The organism is Pseudomonas sp. R25(2017) (assembly GCF_002112565.1).
Taxonomy (GTDB): Bacteria; Pseudomonadota; Gammaproteobacteria; order Pseudomonadales; family Pseudomonadaceae; genus Aquipseudomonas; species Aquipseudomonas ekonensis.
Genome location: NZ_NEHZ01000005.1, coordinates 1 through 16,827, shown reverse-complemented (window position 1 = coordinate 16,827; position 16,827 = coordinate 1). Strand labels below are relative to the sequence as shown.

13 protein-coding genes and 3 tRNA genes are annotated in these 16,827 nt (G+C 65.5%); 3 read left to right on the top strand and 13 right to left on the bottom strand.

Going from position 1 to position 16,827, the window contains the following annotated elements; genetic code table 11:
• Window positions 1-14: 14 nt before the first annotated feature.
• The 3 genes from CAG31_RS07695 to leuC form a co-directional block, all read right to left on the bottom strand.
• Window positions 15-782: a class I SAM-dependent methyltransferase gene (locus tag CAG31_RS07695; protein WP_085579553.1), complete on the bottom strand. Its 768-nt coding sequence runs from the start codon at window positions 780-782 to the stop codon at window positions 15-17.
• Between the two features lie 133 nt (window positions 783-915).
• Entirely contained in the window at window positions 916-1,560 is a 645-nt protein-coding gene (leuD, locus tag CAG31_RS07690) for a 3-isopropylmalate dehydratase small subunit (RefSeq protein WP_085579551.1), read from the bottom strand.
• Between the two features lie 2 nt (window positions 1,561-1,562).
• Complete coding sequence (leuC, locus tag CAG31_RS07685) at window positions 1,563-2,993, bottom strand: 3-isopropylmalate dehydratase large subunit (RefSeq protein WP_085579549.1); 1,431 nt, start codon at window positions 2,991-2,993, stop codon at window positions 1,563-1,565.
• Between the two features lie 141 nt (window positions 2,994-3,134).
• On the opposite strand from leuC, the gene CAG31_RS07680 reads away from it, so the two are divergent.
• From CAG31_RS07680 to CAG31_RS07670, 3 genes are all read left to right on the top strand, one after another.
• Window positions 3,135-4,025, top strand: coding sequence for a LysR family transcriptional regulator (locus tag CAG31_RS07680; RefSeq protein ID WP_085579547.1), 891 nt, complete (start codon window positions 3,135-3,137; stop codon window positions 4,023-4,025).
• A gap of 69 nt (window positions 4,026-4,094) precedes the next feature.
• Entirely contained in the window at window positions 4,095-7,373 is a 3,279-nt protein-coding gene (locus CAG31_RS07675) for a PAS domain S-box protein (protein WP_085579545.1), read from the top strand.
• 110 nt (window positions 7,374-7,483) lie between these two features.
• Complete coding sequence (locus tag CAG31_RS07670) at window positions 7,484-9,175, top strand: molecular chaperone HscC (RefSeq protein ID WP_085579543.1); 1,692 nt, start codon at window positions 7,484-7,486, stop codon at window positions 9,173-9,175.
• Here the strand turns inward: CAG31_RS07670 and CAG31_RS07665 are convergent.
• From CAG31_RS07665 to CAG31_RS07620, 10 genes are all read right to left on the bottom strand, one after another.
• Window positions 9,160-11,868, bottom strand: a complete 2,709-nt coding sequence (locus tag CAG31_RS07665) for a DUF805 domain-containing protein (protein ID WP_085579541.1) — start codon at window positions 11,866-11,868, stop codon at window positions 9,160-9,162. The two genes, CAG31_RS07670 and CAG31_RS07665, sit on opposite strands and share 16 nt — an antisense overlap.
• Complete coding sequence (locus CAG31_RS07660) at window positions 11,865-12,560, bottom strand: DUF1266 domain-containing protein (RefSeq protein WP_085579539.1); 696 nt, start codon at window positions 12,558-12,560, stop codon at window positions 11,865-11,867. The genes CAG31_RS07665 and CAG31_RS07660 overlap by 4 nt, the downstream gene beginning before the upstream one ends.
• 186 nt (window positions 12,561-12,746) lie before the next feature.
• Window positions 12,747-13,193 carry an Hsp20 family protein gene (locus CAG31_RS07655; RefSeq protein WP_085579537.1) on the bottom strand — a complete coding sequence of 149 codons (447 nt, stop codon included), beginning with the start codon at window positions 13,191-13,193 and terminating at the stop codon, window positions 12,747-12,749.
• A 119-nt stretch (window positions 13,194-13,312) separates the two neighbouring features.
• Window positions 13,313-14,272 (bottom strand): tRNA-dihydrouridine synthase, encoded by a 960-nt coding sequence (locus tag CAG31_RS07650; protein ID WP_085579535.1) that lies wholly within the window; start codon window positions 14,270-14,272, stop codon window positions 13,313-13,315.
• Between the two features lie 91 nt (window positions 14,273-14,363).
• Window positions 14,364-14,813 carry a thioesterase family protein gene (locus CAG31_RS07645; protein ID WP_085579533.1) on the bottom strand — a complete coding sequence of 150 codons (450 nt, stop codon included), beginning with the start codon at window positions 14,811-14,813 and terminating at the stop codon, window positions 14,364-14,366.
• 48 nt (window positions 14,814-14,861) lie between these two features.
• The gene (locus tag CAG31_RS07640) at window positions 14,862-15,695 is read right to left on the bottom strand and encodes an alpha/beta fold hydrolase (protein ID WP_085579531.1); all 834 of its coding nucleotides are present in this window, start codon (window positions 15,693-15,695) and stop codon (window positions 14,862-14,864) included.
• A gap of 30 nt (window positions 15,696-15,725) precedes the next feature.
• A complete protein-coding gene (locus CAG31_RS07635; RefSeq protein ID WP_085579529.1) occupies window positions 15,726-16,265 on the bottom strand; it encodes a TetR/AcrR family transcriptional regulator in 540 nt (179 codons plus the stop codon).
• Window positions 16,266-16,446: 181 nt separating this feature from the next.
• Window positions 16,447-16,522: transfer RNA gene (locus CAG31_RS07630), tRNA-Glu, on the bottom strand.
• A gap of 77 nt (window positions 16,523-16,599) precedes the next feature.
• Window positions 16,600-16,675: transfer RNA gene (locus tag CAG31_RS07625), tRNA-Ala, on the bottom strand.
• 53 nt (window positions 16,676-16,728) lie between these two features.
• A tRNA-Glu gene (locus CAG31_RS07620) sits at window positions 16,729-16,804 on the bottom strand.
• Window positions 16,805-16,827: the final 23 nt, after the last annotated feature.

The following is a 16,827-nucleotide window of genomic DNA, read 5'->3' as shown; positions in this document are numbered from 1 at the left end:
CCGGAAAAATGTATTCAGCGTTCGGCCATCAGCACCAGTACATCTGTACTGAACGAACCGTCGGCCTCAATCTCAAAATATTCGCGCACTTCGTCGCCCATCGAGCGCTGCAGCTCGCGGATCGCGGCGCGCATCACCTCAGGGGTGCGCATGCGCTCGACCCAGCTGTTGTATTCCAGACGCAGGCGCTGACGCGCGGTGCTACGGGTGTGCAGACCGGCCTCGCTGACCTGGCGCAGCCACTCGCCGGCCGAATAGTCGCGCACATGGCTGGTGTCGCGCAGCACTTCGACGCTTTGCAGGTACGTGTCGAACAGCGGACTGCCGGGCGACAGCACATCGATGAACGCCGCCACGCCACCGGGCTTGAGCACCCGCCGGACTTCGCGCAGGGCCAGCCCGAGGTCGCTCCAATGGTGCGCCGAATAGCGGCTGAACACGAAATCGAATTCGCCGTCGGCGAACGGCAGGCGCTCGGCGGCGCCGTTCACCGTGACGATGTTGCCCAGGCCCCGGTCGACGGCGGCGGCCGCGACCACGTCGAGCATCTGCTGCGACAGGTCGTAGGCCACCACTTCTTTGGCCAGGGCGGCGACGTGAAAGCTCACATGGCCCGCGCCGCAGCCCAGATCCAGCACCCGCGCCCCGCCCTGCCCGACCAGTTCGGCCTGCAGCAGCGCGAACTCGGCGCCTTGGGCGTGAACGGCGCTGCTCAGGTAAGCGGCGGCCTGTTCACCGAACTGCTTCTGTACGACCTGGGTGTGCTGGGCGGTGGTGCTCATGGTGGACTTCCTTTTTGGGTGAGCCTTGTGTTGTCTTCTGGGCCCCATCGCGAGCAGGCTCGCTCCTACAGGGGAACGCGGTTCAATGTAGGAGCGAGCCTGCTCGCGATGGCGTCATCCGCCCTGTTCGAAATCAGGCGTCGCGGAACAACCACGGCTGGCTCTTGCGATGCGCCGCTTCGAACGAGGCGATGGCGTCGCCGTCCTGCAGGGTCAGGCCGATGTCGTCCAGACCGTTGAGCAGGCAATGCTTGCGGAACGCGTCGATCTCGAAGCGGTGCACCTTGCCGTCCGGACGGGTCACGGTCTGCGCCTGCAGGTCGATCTTCAGCTGGTAGCCCGGTTCGGCCTCGACTTGCTTGAACAGCTCATCGACCTCTTCCTCGCTCAGGATGATCGGCAGCAAGCCGTTCTTGAAGCTGTTGTTGAAGAAGATGTCGGCGTAGCTCGGCGCGATGATGCTGCGGAAACCGTACTCGTCCAGCGCCCATGGCGCGTGCTCGCGGCTGGAGCCGCAGCCGAAGTTCTCCCGGGCCAACAGCACGCTGGCGCCCTGGTAGCGCTCGGCGTTGAGCACGAAGTCCTTGTTCAGCGGCCGCTTGGAGTTGTCCTGGTACGGCTGGCCCACGTCGAGGTAGCGCCATTCGTCGAACAGGTTCGGGCCGAAGCCGGTGCGCTTGATCGACTTGAGGAATTGCTTGGGGATGATCTGGTCGGTGTCGACGTTGGCACGGTCCAGCGGCGCGACGAGTCCCTGGTGTTGAGTGAAAGCCTTCATGGTTACTGTGCTCCCTGGATCAATTCACGAACGTCGATGAAACGACCGTTCACCGCCGCCGCAGCGGCCATGGCCGGGCTGACGAGGTGGGTGCGGCCACCGGCGCCCTGACGGCCTTCGAAGTTGCGGTTGGAGGTCGAGGCGCAGTGCTCGCCGGACTCCAGCCGGTCCGGGTTCATCGCCAGGCACATCGAGCAGCCCGGCTCGCGCCATTCGAAACCGGCCTCCAGGAAGATCTTGTCCAGGCCTTCGGCTTCGGCCTGGGCCTTCACCAGGCCCGAGCCCGGCACCACGATGGCCTGCTTGATGGTCGAGGCCACCTTGCGGCCCTTGGCGATCTCGGCCGCCGCGCGCAGGTCTTCGATCCGCGAGTTGGTGCAGGAACCAATGAACACGCGGTCGAGCTGGATGTCGGTGATCGCCTGGTTGGCGGTCAAGCCCATGTATTTCAAGGCGCGGACGATGGAGTCGCGCTTGACAGGATCCGCTTCCTTGGCCGGGTCCGGCACGTTCTGGTCAACGGCCAGCACCATTTCCGGCGATGTGCCCCAGCTGACCTGCGGCTTGATCTGCGCGGCGTCGAGCTCGACCACCGTGTCGAAACGGGCGTCGGCGTCGGACACCAGGTCCTTCCACGCCTCGACCGCCTGCTCCCACTGCGTGCCCTTGGGCGCGAACGGGCGGCCTTTGACGTATTCGACGGTCTTTTCGTCCGCTGCCACCAGGCCCACGCGGGCGCCGGCTTCGATGGACATGTTGCAGATGGTCATGCGGCCTTCGATGGACAGGTCGCGGATGGCGCTGCCGGCGAACTCGATGGCGTGGCCGTTGCCGCCGGCGGTGCCGATCTTGCCGATCACGGCCAGGACGATGTCCTTGGCGGTCACGCCGAACGGCAATCGGCCGTCGACGCGCACCAGCATGTTCTTCATTTTCTTGGCGACCAGGCACTGGGTGGCGAGCACGTGCTCGACCTCGGAGGTGCCGATGCCGTGGGCCAGCGCGCCGAACGCGCCGTGGGTGGAGGTGTGGGAGTCGCCGCAGACCACGGTCATGCCCGGCAAGGTCGCGCCCTGCTCGGGGCTGATCACATGCACGATGCCCTGACGCACGTCATTCATCTTGAATTCGACGATGCCATATTCGTCGCAGTTGTCGTCGAGGGTCTGGACCTGCAGGCGCGAGACCTGGTCGGCGATGGCGGCGATGCCGCCCTTGCGCTCCGGCGTGGTCGGTACGTTGTGGTCCGGGGTCGCGATGTTGGCATCGATGCGCCACGGCTTGCGCCCGGCCAGACGCAGGCCTTCGAAGGCTTGCGGCGAGGTCACTTCATGGATGATGTGACGGTCGATGTAGATCAGCGCCGAACCATCGTCGCGCTGCTTGACCAAATGCGAATCCCAGAGCTTGTCGTAGAGCGTTTTGCCGGCCATCAGACGGTTTCCTCATCAGCTTGTTTCTATGCCCTGGGCTTATCGATAACCCTTTGGCTTGTGAGGCCGATCCTATGGCGTTAGATTGAATAACTCAAATTCATATTTTTTATGCTTTGAATAACCAACTGGAATACTAAAATGGACCTGGCCAACCTCAACGCCTTTATCGCGATCGCCGAGACCGGCAGCTTCTCCGGCGCCGGGGAACGCCTGCACCTGACGCAACCGGCGGTCAGCAAACGCATCGCCGGCCTTGAACAGCAATTGAAGGTGCGCCTGTTCGACCGGCTGGGCCGCGAAGTCGGCCTGACCGAGGCCGGCCGGGCCCTGCTGCCGCGGGCCTACCAGATCCTCAATGTGCTGGACGACACCCGCCGGGCCCTGACTAACCTGACCGGCGAGGTCGGCGGCCGCCTGACCCTGGCCACCAGTCACCACATCGGCCTGCACCGCCTGCCGCCGCTGCTGCGCGAATTCACCCGCCGCTACCCGCAGGTCGCGCTGGACATTCAGTTCCTGGATTCAGAAGTGGCCTACGAGGAAATCCTCCACGGCCGGGCGGAACTGGCGGTCATCACCCTGGCGCCGGAGCCCCACGCGCTGGTCAAGGCCACGCCGGTGTGGGACGACCCCCTGGATTTCGTGGTCGCCCCGGAGCATTCGTTGCTCGGCAACGGCGCCGTCAATCTGGCGGACATCGCCGGCCACCCGGCGGTGTTCCCCGGCGGCAACACCTTCACCCACCACATCGTGCAGAAGCTGTTCGAGGCCCAGGGCCTGACGCCGAACATCGCCATGAGCACCAACTACCTGGAAACCATCAAGATGATGGTTTCCATCGGCCTGGCCTGGAGCGTGCTGCCGCGCACCATGCTCGACGATCAGGTGGCGCGCATACCTTTGCCGGGCATACAGCTCAGTCGCCAGCTAGGCTATATCCTGCACACCGAACGGACGCTGTCGAACGCCGCGCGGGCCTTCATGGCCCTGCTGGATGCACAAATCGATCTGCCAGGGACTCACGGCTAACTTGTGCTACTCCTATAGAGCCGCCTTTCCCTGTGCCTAACGCCCAAATCAGCTCAAGGCCCGTCAACAATGCCGAAATCTGTCGACCGTATTCCGCCAATGCCACGCATTCAGGCCATTGACCCGCGGCGTTCCGAGCAGAGCTGGGAAAGCGCGCCGCAGCTGTTGGCGGCGCTCAACGGCGCGCGGCTGGGCGCCTGGTACTGGGACATCGAGCGCGGCAAGATCAGCTGGTCGCGCGGCACCCAGGCGCTGTTCGGCTTCGATCCGCGGCAACCGCTGCCCGAAGACCTGGAATACCTCGACCTGCTGCCGCCGGAGGACCGGGCCAAGACCGTCCGCGCCTTCCACGCCGTGATCGCCGGCGCGCCGCTGGAACAGGCCATGCACCACCGCATCCGCTGGCCCGACGGCAGCCTGCACTGGCTGGAGATCAACGGCAGCCTGCTGCCGGACAAGCACGGCCGGCCCCGAATGATCGGGGTGATCCGCGAAATCACCCACCAGCGCCAGCGGGAACAGGCCCTCACCAGTTCCGAGAAACGTTTCGCCACACTGTTTCACCTGTGCCCCAACATGGTGCTGCTGACCCGCCAGGAAGACGGCCTGATCAGCGAGGCCAACCAGTATTTCGAAAGCCTGTTCGGCTGGCCGGTGCAGGACGCCATCGGCCGCACCACCCTGGAACTGGGCCTGTGGGTGCACCCGGAGCAGCGGGCGGAGCTGGTCAAGGCCACCAAGGCCAAGGGCGAGCTGGTCAGCCGCGAGGTGCAGTTCCGCGCCAGCAACGGCCAGATCCACGACGGCATCCTCAGCGCGCAGAAGGTCGAGCTCGAAGGCCAGCCGTACCTGCTCAGCACCTTCCTCGACACCACCGAACGCAAAGCCGCCGAGCACGCCCTCAAGGACAGCCAGGAACGCCTGGACCTGGCCCTGGACTCCGCGCAGCTGGGCACCTGGGACTGGGACATCCCCACCGGCATGCTCTACGGCTCCGCCCGGGCGGCGCAACTGCACGGCCTGGAGCCCAAGCCTTTCCACGAATCGTTCGAGGAATTCTTCGAAGGCGTGCCCGGCGAAGAGCGCGACAGCATGCGCGACGCCTACCGCAGCCTGCGCGAAGGCCCGGCCGGCAATTACCAGCTGACCTACCGCGTGCAGTTGCCCGACGGCAGCTCCCGCTACCTGGAAAGCCGCGCCCGCCTCTACCGCGACGAGAACGGCGTGCCCCTGCGCATGGCCGGCACCCTGCTGGACATCACCGACCAGGTCGAACGGGAACAGCGCCTGGTGGCGTCCGAGGAGAAATTCGCCACGCTGTTCCAGGTCAGCCCCGACCCGATCTGCGTGACCCGCCAGGAAACCGGGGAATTCATCGAGATCAACTCCAGCTTCAGCCAGACCTTCGGCTGGAGCGCCGCCGACGTGATCGGCCGCACCGCCGAGGACATCGGCCTGTGGGACGCCTCGGCGAAAAGCCTGCAACGCATCGAGCGGGTGATCCGCGAGCAGGGCCTGAGCAACGTGGCGATCATCGTCCAGCACAAGGACGGCCAGTCCCTGACCTGCGTGATCTCCAGCCGCCAGATCAGCGTCGGCAACCAGCCCTGCATCGTCACCACCCTGCGCGACATCACCCAGCAGCAGCGCTCTGAAGCGGCGCTCAAGGCCAGCGAAGAGAAATTCGCCAAGGCGTTCCACTCCAGCCCCGACGCCATCACCATCAGCGAGCGCGACACCGGGCGCTACCTGGAGGTCAACGACGGCTTCTGCCGCCTCACCGGCTACCGCGCCGACGAAGTGATCGGCAAGACCATGTACCAGGTGGGCATCTGGGCCGAAGAGAAACAGCGCTCGGCCCTGTTGGCCGAACTGCAGATCAAGGGCCGCGTGCACCACCAGGAAATGCTCGGGCGCAACAAGCGCGGCGAACTGCTGACGGTGGAGGTCTCGGTGGAGCCGATCACCCTCAACGAAACCGCCTGCCTGCTGCTGACCGCCCGGGACGTCAGCCTGCTCAAGAACGCCGAGGCGCAGATCCGCCACCTGGCCTACCACGACCCGCTGACCAACCTGCCCAACCGCGCGCTGCTGATGGATCGCCTGAGCCAGCAGATCGCCCTGCTCAAGCGCCACAACCTGCGCGGCGCGCTGCTGTTCCTGGACCTTGACCACTTCAAGCACATCAACGATTCCCTCGGGCACCCGGTCGGCGACACGGTGCTCAAGATCATCACCGCACGCCTGGAGGCCAGCGTGCGCATGGAAGACACTGTCGCGCGCCTGGGCGGCGACGAGTTCGTGGTGCTGCTCAGCGGCCTGGAAGGCACGCGCAACGAAGTCAGCAGCCAGGTGCGGGAGCTGTCCGACACCATCCGCGAGCTGCTGTCGGAGCCCATGTTCCTCGACGGCCAGCGCCTGCAAGTGACGCCGAGCATCGGCGTGGCGCTGATCCCCGACCACGGCTCGACCCCGACCGACCTGCTCAAGCGTGCCGACATCGCGCTGTACCGGGCCAAGGACTCCGGCCGCAACACCACGCAGATGTACCACAACACCATGCAGAAGGCGGCCAGCGAGCGCCAGCGCATGGAAACCGACCTGCGCCTGGCGCTGTCGCGCAACGAATTCACCATGCACTACCAGCCGCAGATCGACGCCAAGGACAACCGCATCATCGGCGCCGAGGCCCTGGTGCGCTGGAGCCACCCGGAGCTCGGCGCGCAGTCCCCCGCCGAATTCATCAAGGTGCTGGAGGACAGCGGGCTGATCCTTGAGGTCGGCACCTGGATCCTCGACGAGGCCTGCGACGCCTTCAAGCAACTGATCGCCGAAACCCTGATCGACCCGCTCAATTTCACCCTGTGCGTGAACATCAGCCCGCGCCAGTTCCGCCAGAACGACTTCGTCGAACGCATCGAACAGAGCATGACCGGCCACGGCCTGCCCTGCTCGCTGCTGAAGCTGGAGATCACCGAAGGCATCGTGATCCAGAACCTGGAAGACACCATCAGCAAGATGCGCCGCCTCAAGAAGCTCGGCGTGACCTTCGCCATGGACGACTTCGGCACCGGCTATTCGTCCCTGACCTACCTCAAGCGCCTGCCGGTGGACACGCTGAAGATCGACCAGTCGTTCATCCGCGACGCCACCAGCGACCCCAACGACGCCGAGATCATCCGCGCCATCGTCGCCATGGCCCGCAGCCTGGCGCTGGAGATCATCGCCGAGGGCGTCGAGACCCCGGAACAGCTGGAGTTCCTGCAAGGCTTGGGTTGCCACCTGTATCAGGGTTACCTGTACAGCCGGCCGTTGCCGCTGGAGGCGCTGAAGACGTTGCTCAAGTGAGGTTCGGGAGCGTTTTGTAACCGCCTGCGTCTGTGCCGGGCCGGCATTTGCCAGTGCCTGCCGCAACCTGTAGGGTCGCGGTCTTTCACCCGGCTCCAACGAGATCGATCATGCAGGATGCAACCCTCCCCCGCCCGGCCATGCTGGGCATTGACCTTGGCACCACCAACAGCCTCATCGCCGTCTGGCAGGACGGCCAGGCCCGGCTGATCCCCAATGCCCTGGGCGATGTGCTGACCCCGTCGGTGGTCAGCCTCGACGAGGACGACAGCGTCCTGGTGGGCAAGGCCGCCCGCGCCCGCCTGACCACCCATCCGCAGCGCACGGCGGCGGCCTTCAAGCGCTTCATGGGCAGCGAAAAGCGCCTCGAATTGGGCGACCGCTCGTTCAGCCCCGAGGAGCTCTCGGCCCTGGTGATCGGCGCGCTCAAGCAGGACGCCGAAGCCTGGCTCGGCCATCCCGTTGACGAAGCGGTGATTTCGGTGCCGGCGTACTTCAGCGACGAACAACGCAAACGCACGCTGTTTGCCGCCGAACTGGCCGGCCTGAAAGTGTCGCGGTTGATCAACGAACCCACGGCCGCCGCCATGGCCTACGGCCTGCATGAGCAGGCGTTCGAGCGCACGCTGATCTTCGACCTGGGCGGCGGCACGTTCGACGTGACGGTGCTGGAATACGCGCTGCCGCTGATCGAAGTCCACGCCTCCACCGGCGACAACTTCCTGGGCGGCGAAGACTTCACCGAAGCGTTGCGGCAGGCCTGCCTCAAGGACTGGCAGCTCACGCCGGCGCAGATCGACGCCCAGGCCATGGCCAGCCTCGGCGACGCCCTGGAACAGCTCAAGCGCAAACTCGCCGACGGCCCGCAGTCACTGAGCTGGCGCCATGGCGACACACCGTACGAATGGACGCTGGACGAAGCCGGCGCACTGAAAATCTGGGAGCCGCTGCTGGCCCGCTTGCGCGCCCCCATCGAACAGGCCCTGCGCGACGCCCGCCTCAAGCCCCGCGACCTCGACAGCCTGGTACTGGTGGGCGGCGCGACGCGCATGCCGGCGGTGCAGCAGATGGTGGCGACGCTGTTCGGCCGCCTGCCCCACCGCCACCTGGACCCGGACACCATCGTCGCCCTGGGCGCCGCCACGCAGGCGGCCTGCAAGGCCCGCGACGGCGCCATCGAAGAGCTGATCCTGACCGACGTCTGCCCTTACACCCTGGGCATCTCCACCCGCCGCAGCGACGAAATCACCGGCGCCTTCGCGCCGATCATCGAGCGCAACACGGTGATCCCGACGTCCCGGGTGCAGAGGTTCCACACCACCCATGCGTATCAGAGCGCGATCCGCATCGAGGTGTACCAAGGGGAACGGCCATGGGTGCGCGACAACATTTTCATCGACACCTTCGATGTGGAACTGGCACCCAGCGAACAGAGCCAGGAACTGGATGTGCGCTTCAGCTACGACATCAACGGCCTGCTGGAAGTGGACGTGACCCTGCTCGCCACCGGCGAGCGCCACAGCCACAGCATCGACCGCAGCCCCACCGGGCTCGACGAACAGGCCAGGCAGGCCAGCCATGAACGGTTGACCGCCCTCAAGACTCACCCCCGCGACACGCTGCCCAACCGGACGCTGCTGGCCCGCCTGGAGCGGGCCTGGGCGCAAAGCCTGGGGGACGAGCGCCAACGGATCGCCGATTGGCTGGACGCCTTCACCACCGTGCTCGCCGGCCAGCGACCGTCAGAGATCGCCAGCCAGCGCAACCGGCTCAACCAAGCGCTGGATCAGTTGTGCCTCTGACCGCCCAGCTGCCGTAACGCGGCTTGCAGACCGCCGGCCAGTGCGTCGTCACCCGCGCTGTCCGGCGCAACGCCGTAACGGTTGGGCAACTTGTCGCCGGGGAAGGCAAACAGGATCAGCGGCAGGAACGGAAAGAACGGCGACAGGCACGCGAGCACCAGCAATGTCGGAATGCCACGCCCGATGTCGTGCAGGCGCCGGAGCACGGCGCCGACCAGAAAGGCCAGGCCCAGCAGCGACACGGCGATCCCGGTCAGCGCCACACCGCTGAACAGCGCGGCCAACGGCGTGACCAGCAGCGTACCGATCACCTGCCCGATGAACGCCCCACGCCCCAACCGGGTACCCAACCGCCAGAAGGCGCCGGCGGGCACCGGACGGCTGTCGCCCTTGGCCAGCAGCAGGCATTCGCACCGGGACAGCAACGCACTGAAGGCAAACCGCAGGCCGAGCCCGAGCGCCGGGTTGTCCTTGGCCTGTTGCAGGCGCAGCAGGGTTTTCTGGCGCGGCACGCCCGCGCCGCCGTATCGCACCAATCCCTTGAGCGCATCGAGCGCCAGATAGAACGCGTCGCTGGCGACCCCTTCGTCTTCCAGCGCCTGACGTGGCGGACGCGGCGGCTCGCCCTTGATCAGGCCGTGGCGGAATTCGTCGAACCAGTCCTGGGGGTTCACCACTTCGGTGATCCTGTCGAGCAGGAACCGGCGCTGCTGCGCATCGAACAACGGGTCGTGGTACAGCACGGCGGTGAGCAGCATGCGCCCGAGCAAGTCATCGTCGAAAGCATGGATGTCACTGCGCAGGCATTCGAGCAAACGGTCGTTGCCCAGCAACCGGGGGCTGCCCAGCGCCTGCCGGACACCCAGCAACCGCCGGGCGAGCGCGGCGTGCACCGGATCCGACGGCTGCAGCCAGGCGAACAGCGCGCTCAGGTCGCCGTGCTCGCGCTTCAGGCGGCTCAGCAACGGCTGCACCCGGCTGACCGGGTGGGCGGGGTCGAACGCCAGGCGGTCCAGGCACGGCGCATCGACCATGCCCAGCCAACGCTCCGGCTGCTCCAGCAGCGCCAACAGGAACGCCGTTTGGGCGTGCCACTGCCACACGGCCTCGCCCTGCCCCGACGCCGGCAACAGGACATCGCTCTCGCTCAGTTCCAGCAACAGGCTCAAGGTCGACAGATCGCTGTCGGCCTTCGGGTCATTGAACTTGAACGCCTGGGCGATGCGCTCCAGGCCGACGCGGCTGTACGGACGCCAACGCCGCAGCCACACCCGGCAGATCTTGTGCGCTTCGCCTTTTTCGAGCGCGGCCGGCAGCGGGCCGGGCGCCCCGTTCCCATCGACGAAGCGTTCCATCGCCAACGGCACGGGCGCCCGGGTCAGCCAGCGCACGTGCTGTTCGGCCTGATGCTGCAACCCGTTCAGCACCAGCCCTTCAAGGGCATCGATGGGTTCCGGTTCATCCAGCACCTGGCGCAGCAACGCAACGTCACCCCGGTGCAGCGCCCAGGCGTGCCGGTACAGGCGTTGCAGCCGGGCGTCGTCTTGATGGCCGAGCAACAGCGCCAGCAGCGGCCACTCATCGCCGCCCGTGCGCCAGTCGACGAAGCACTGGGCCAACCCTTGCAGCGGCAGCCGACCCGCGCCCATCCAGCGCGCCAGGGTTTCGGGGCGTTGGGACGGGCTGCCGTATTCCTGGCTGACGTGACCGAGGTCGGCCGACCATGCGCTGAAATCCCCCAGCCGGTCAAAGCCCTGGATCAACAGCGGCAAGACATCCGGCTGGCGCTTGGCGCACAGCGCCAGCAACTGGCTCTCCGCCTTGGGATGACGATGTTCCCGCCACAGCCGCACCCAATGGGGCAATGCCTGATCGTCCTGCCCCAGCAGGGTGTGCTGGCAGGCGAGCAGATACAGCCCGTCCACGTCATCCGGCGCTGCGCGCCAGTGTTCGAGGCACATCTGCAGCAAATCCGCGCCGCCGATGCCCGCCTGGGTGAACTGCACCAGCAGGCGCCGGATGAACCCAGGGTCGTTGGGCAGCGGCAGGCAGGTGTGCTGACGGGCGAAATACTCGAACTCATGGAGCGGACGCTGGTTGAAAATGAAGTCGAGGGTGCGCGCGTACCAGAGGCTTTCGATCTGCGCGGGCGCCGACCAGGTGTCCATGACTGTGGTATCGAACGGCGCGGGATCGTCGAGCCGCACCAGGTAATCCTCGACGTCCCGGGCATGATCGAAGCCCAGCTCCAGCAAATGCCGATCCCAGGCCATGCGCCGGGCCAACAGCCCTGCGCCGGAGGCGGAGAACGGACCGTTTTCCCTCAGCTTGCGGAACAGGCCCCAACGCAGGTCGTCCAGTTCGCCCAGCGGCAACCGGTCCAGGCTTTGGACAAAGGCTTGCCAGGCATCGGCGTTGAAGCGTCGCGCCGGATCCTTGAGCAACCCGTCGAAGTCGATGAACACCTGCCGTACGAGTGACGAATCCGGCGTCGTGTCCGGTGTCGTGTCCTCGACATCTTCCGGCTCATCATCGCGGGCCAGCCGGATCGCGCTTTCGTAGGCCTGGCGCAGGGCCTGGAAACCCTCCGGATCGGTTTCCGGATGATGGGCCGGCAGGCGTGCCCGGTACGCATTGCGAATCAGCGTTTCATCGGTGGTGGGATCGATGCCCAAACGTATCCAGCAACTCATGACCAGTCGAATGCCTCAAGCGATGCCGGGCGTGGCGGCAAGTCCAGATCCAGGTGCCAGGGCAAATCCGCGAGGAAGACCGGCATGTTTTGCCCCAGGCCCTTGGCGATCAATGCGGTATTGGCGTTCTGCCCCTGCCGGTCCAGCTCGTGGGCCAGTTCATCGTCAGGGTTGTCGAGGCAGCCCCAGAACGAGCGCCCGACCATGAAACCGTTGAAATAGGCCAACCAGCTGCCGTAGTGAAACTGCGCCCGCACCGCCAGCCGACTGTGCAGCCAGAGGCTCTCGGCCTCGTCGATCCAGAGGTTGCGCACGCCGCAGCGCAGCAGGAAGCCCATGCGCCCGTAATCCCAGGACAGGATCCCGCCCGGCCCGCAACTGCCGAACGTGCGGCTGGCGAACTCGTGAAGAATGCGTTCACGGGGCTCAAGGGTGTCGAGCAGCGCCTGCCATTCGCTCGGCAGGCAACGTTGCCAGGCACGGTAGGCCGGGGCGAGATGCCGCGCATGGCCGCCGTCGGTCATGCCGTCGAGCATGTCCAGCAATTGTGCGCGGTCGTTGATCCTCCAACTGCGTTGCAGGTCGATGTATTGATCGTCGCAGAACGCGGGATCCGCGTACCCGGCACCGGGGTTGAGCGCCGCCATCGGCGCTGAAAGGGCGAACAGCCAGCGCTGTTGAATCTCGTCCATGAAAAGAGGCTCCAGACCGACCGTAAGGAATGGGGTCGGCAAAACTGCGCGGATTGTAGAGAAACCGCCGGGAGGCGGCAAAGCGTGCGCAGATCTTTCGTGCGCATGCAAAAAGGCCCCGACAGTGTCGGGGCCTTCATCGCACGGCTTATCGTCCGTCTGGACGAATGTGTGTCAGCACATGAATCAGTGCTGCAGGGCCGGCTTCTGCGCGCCGTTGATCGGGATGCGCTTGGCTTTCGCCTCTTCCGGGATCACGCGCAGCAGGTCGATGCTCAGCAGACCGTTGCTCAGGCCGGCGGCCTTGATCTCGATGTGGTCGGCCAACCGGAACGACAGCTTGAACGCACGCTGGGCGATGCCCTGGTGCAGGAAGGTAACGCCTTCGTTGGCGTCACGCTTGCCGCCGCTGATGGTCAGCACGCCCTTCTCGACCTGCAGATCCAGGTCTTCTTCCTGGAAGCCGGCGGCGGCCACGACGATGCGGTATTGGTCGTCACCGTGCTTTTCGACGTTGTAGGGCGGGTAGGTGCTGCCGGGCTCGTTGCGCAGGGCGGTTTCGAACAGGTCGTTGAAACGGTCGAAACCCACCGAGGAACGGAACAGCGGGGCAAGGGAAAATGCAGTACTCATGGTTCAAATCTCCTGAAAACAATCAGCAAGTTTTTTGACTCCGCGACCCGAATTCGGCATCGCGTAACCCTTAGATAGGGACCGCCGTTTGCATTTCAAGAGAACTTGCGAAGATTTTTTCAGGCCGCCTCGGCCACCGGCAGACCCAGCAGGCGCGAGACCTGGTCCACGTCGGTCTCGCGGCGCAGGACGGAAAACAGCTCCACCGCCTCGGGGTAATTGCGCGTGAGCATGGCCAGCCACTGCTTGAGCCGGCCCGGCGACTGGCGGGGCGTCATCTGCGCCTTGGCCTGCAGCCAGAAGTCCTGGATCAGCGGCATCAGCTCGGCCCAGGTCATCTCGACGACCTCCTCACCAGCCCGGGCGGCGGCGATCTGCTTGGCCAGGTCCGGGCGCGAGACCAGGCCGCGGCCGAGCATGATGTCTTCCACGCCGCTGATTTCGCGGCAACGGCGCCAGTCCTCGACGCTCCAGATGTCGCCGTTGGCGAACACCGGCACCTTGACCACGTCCTGCACGCGGGGGATCCACTCCCAGTGGGCCGGCGGCTTGTAGCCGTCGGTCTTGGTGCGCGCGTGGACGACGATGTGTTCGGCGCCGCCTTCGGCCAGCGCCGTGGCGCACACCAGCGAACCGTCCGGGCTGTCGAAGCCCAGGCGCATCTTGGCGGTGACCGGAATGTGCGCCGGCACCGCGCGGCGGACATGCTCGACGATCTGGTTGAGCAGTTCCGGCTCCTTGAGCAGCACCGCCCCGCCCCGGGACTTGTTGACGGTCTTGGCCGGGCAGCCGAAGTTGAGGTCGATCACCTCCGAGCCCAGCTCACAGGCCAGCGCGGCGTTTTCCGCCAGGCACACCGGGTCGGAACCCAGCAGTTGGACGCGCAGCGGCACACCGGCCGCGGTGCGCGCGCCGTTGAGCAGTTCAGGGCCGAACTTGTGGAAATAGGCCGGTGTGAGCAGTTGGTCGTTGACCCGGATGAACTCGGTCACGCACCAGTCGATACCGCCGACACGGGTCAACACATCGCGCAGGATGTCGTCGACCAACCCTTCCATCGGCGCCAGGGCAATTTGCATGGAAAAACACACTCAAGGAAAAACGTGCGGCAGTTTACTGGATTATCGAAGGGTTCTGCAGGTGCGGGAGCACGCTCGCTCCCGCAAAGCATCAGCTTTGCAGGCTTTCCGACGCCTGGATCGCCGGGCCGTAGCCTTCGATGAACTCCGCCGGCATGCGCTTGGGCCGACCGGTGGACAGTTCGATGCAGGCGAACGTGGTGCGGGCCCGCAGCAGCGTGGTGTTGTCGCTGGGGCGGATCAACTGGAACTGCCGGGTCATCCTCAGGCGCTGGTCCCAATCGACGATCCAGGTCGCCAATTGCAGTTCGTCGCCTTCGTAGGCGGCGGCCAGGTAGTCGATCTCATGCCGCACCACCGCCATCGCCCGGTCCAGGCGCCGGTACTCGACCAGATCCAGCCCCAGCCGCTGCGAGTGGCGCCAGGCGCAACGTTCGAGCCAGGTCACGTACACCGCGTTGTTTGCGTGCCCCAGCCCGTCGATGTCCTCGGCGCCCACTTGCAGATCAATCGTAAACGGCGTTGCCCGATCCCAGCCCATGCCCCTCTCCCGGTCAGATGTGTTCGACCGGGGCAGTGTAACGGATGCCTAGGCCGATTGCCGCGCCTGAAGGCTGCGCCCGGCCAGCAGTGATAGCACCCCATCAATCACCCGGGGGTCGGCCAGCACGCGCTGATGGCCGCCGTCCGTAAGGCGCAACAGGCGGCTGTCGAACCAGGCTTCGTGGATCATCTGCGATTCCTTGACCGGGACAAACGTGTCGTCCTCGGCATGGACGATCAGGCCCGGCATGTCCAGTTGATAGTGGGCGACATCGAGGGTGGCGGCGCGCATGCCGACGTCCCGCTCGACCTGACGGATGAACGCCGAGCGGGCCCTGGGCGGCATGCCGACGTAACGGGCGAAGCCGCGCAGCACCCCCAGGATCCGCGCCGGGGCGGCGATGCTCACCAGCGTCTCGGTGCGCAAGCCCAGCTGCACCGCGAGCATGGCGCTGGCGCCGCCCATCGAGTGGCCGATGACGGCCTGCAGCGGCGGCAGTTCGGCGGCGGCTTCGAGCATGGCCCGGGCGAACAGCACGACGTTGGCTTCACGTCCCGGCGAACGGCCGTGGGCCGGGCCGTCCAGTGCGACCACCGTGTAGCCGGCATCGACCAGCGCGTTGATCAATGACGCGAACTGAGTCGGCCGCCCTTCCCAACCGTGCATCAGCAGCACGGTCGGGCCTTGGCCCCAGCGCAAGGCCGACAGGCCGAAGCGCAGCGTGATCCGTTCGGACTTCGCCAGCAGCGGCAATTCCCAGTCCCGCGGCGGATGTTCCCGTGGCGTCATGAACGCCAGACGCATTTTGTTCGCCACCAGTTTCGGTGCGAACCAGCCCAAGGTGCCGTTAACGCCGCGAACCCACTTCAACGCGTTCATCGCTCTCTCCTCAGGCCTGTCGCCTTCAGGTCAACGCACCGCCGACTTGGCGGCGCGCAGCAATCGATCGGATAAGTCCCCCGGCCCCAAGGCCCTCGCCAGCGCGAGGCCGCCGACCATCAGGGCCATGTCGGCCAAGGCCTTGTCGGTGTCTTCAGGGCTTGAGGCCAACTGCGCCACCATCAACTCCATGTGTTCGTTCAGTGCGATCCGGAAAGCCTCCGGCAACCGTCCCAACTCGCCGATGGAGGCCGGGATCGGGCACGCTGCCTCGCTGGAATCGCGGTGCTTGCGCGACAGATAGAAGGCGGCGACCAGGGCGCGGCGTTCTTCGCCGGTCAACTCGGCGTCCATGTCGTCGATCAGGTCACGGCGCCGCCCCAGGAGTTGCTTGAACGCTTCGAGCATCATGGCGTCCTTGCTTTCGAAGTGGGCGTAGAAGCCACCGACGGTCAGGCCGGCCGCGCCCATCACTTCACCCACGCTCGGTTCCGCCGGGCCGCGCTGGATCAGTGCGGCGCTGGCAGCCTTGAGGATGCGTTCGCGGGTTTGAGCTTTCTTGTCGTTCATCGTCGCCTCCGAATATTACGATTAGAATATTATTCTCATAATAATATTCTGCAAGTCACAGATATGACCGCTGGTCTGAAGCACAGTGTAAGGAAAAAGGAGAAATGGCCAAACGCCAGACAAACAAAAGGGCCATTCAATGATTGAATGACCCTTAAAAATCCCGCAAGGCGGGTAATCGTGGCGTCCCCTAGGGGACTCGAACCCCTGTTACCGCCGTGAAAGGGCGGTGTCCTAGGCCACTAGACGAAGGGGACGCAAACCCTTCTACAACTGATCAGTGCTGAGTGCTGATCGCTTCAAGGCCGGAGTGGCCAGACCTTGAAGTGTAAATTGGTGGAGCTAGACGGGATCGAACCGTCGACCTCTTGCATGCCATGCAAGCGCTCTCCCAGCTGAGCTATAGCCCCAGATTTTTCGCCTCGCGGCGGAGCGGCATCTTGCGACATCGCTTCTGTGAAACTGGCGTCCCCTAGGGGACTCGAACCCCTGTTACCGCCGTGAAAGGGCGGTGTCCTAGGCCACTAGACGAAGGGGACGCAAACCCTTCTGTACATCTGAT

Bases quoted from the DNA above. Each gene is read 5' to 3' on its own strand.
- leuC (WP_085579549.1), bottom strand. From the start codon at position 2,993: ATGGCCGGCAAAACGCTCTACGACAAGCTCTGGGATTCGCATTTGGTC.
- CAG31_RS07640 (WP_085579531.1), bottom strand. From the start codon at position 15,695: ATGAACGCGTTGAAGTGGGTTCGCGGCGTTAACGGCACCTTGGGCTGG.
- CAG31_RS07680 (WP_085579547.1), top strand. From the start codon at position 3,135: ATGGACCTGGCCAACCTCAACGCCTTTATCGCGATCGCCGAGACCGGC.
- CAG31_RS07660 (WP_085579539.1), bottom strand. From the start codon at position 12,560: ATGGACGAGATTCAACAGCGCTGGCTGTTCGCCCTTTCAGCGCCGATG.
- CAG31_RS07635 (WP_085579529.1), bottom strand. From the start codon at position 16,265: ATGAACGACAAGAAAGCTCAAACCCGCGAACGCATCCTCAAGGCTGCC.
- CAG31_RS07655 (WP_085579537.1), bottom strand. From the start codon at position 13,193: ATGAGTACTGCATTTTCCCTTGCCCCGCTGTTCCGTTCCTCGGTGGGT.
- CAG31_RS07670 (WP_085579543.1), top strand. From the start codon at position 7,484: ATGCAGGATGCAACCCTCCCCCGCCCGGCCATGCTGGGCATTGACCTT.
- CAG31_RS07645 (WP_085579533.1), bottom strand. From the start codon at position 14,813: ATGGGCTGGGATCGGGCAACGCCGTTTACGATTGATCTGCAAGTGGGC.
- leuD (WP_085579551.1), bottom strand. From the start codon at position 1,560: ATGAAGGCTTTCACTCAACACCAGGGACTCGTCGCGCCGCTGGACCGT.
- CAG31_RS07695 (WP_085579553.1), bottom strand. From the start codon at position 782: ATGAGCACCACCGCCCAGCACACCCAGGTCGTACAGAAGCAGTTCGGT.
- CAG31_RS07665 (WP_085579541.1), bottom strand. From the start codon at position 11,868: ATGAGTTGCTGGATACGTTTGGGCATCGATCCCACCACCGATGAAACG.
- CAG31_RS07675 (WP_085579545.1), top strand. From the start codon at position 4,095: ATGCCGAAATCTGTCGACCGTATTCCGCCAATGCCACGCATTCAGGCC.
- CAG31_RS07650 (WP_085579535.1), bottom strand. From the start codon at position 14,272: ATGCAAATTGCCCTGGCGCCGATGGAAGGGTTGGTCGACGACATCCTG.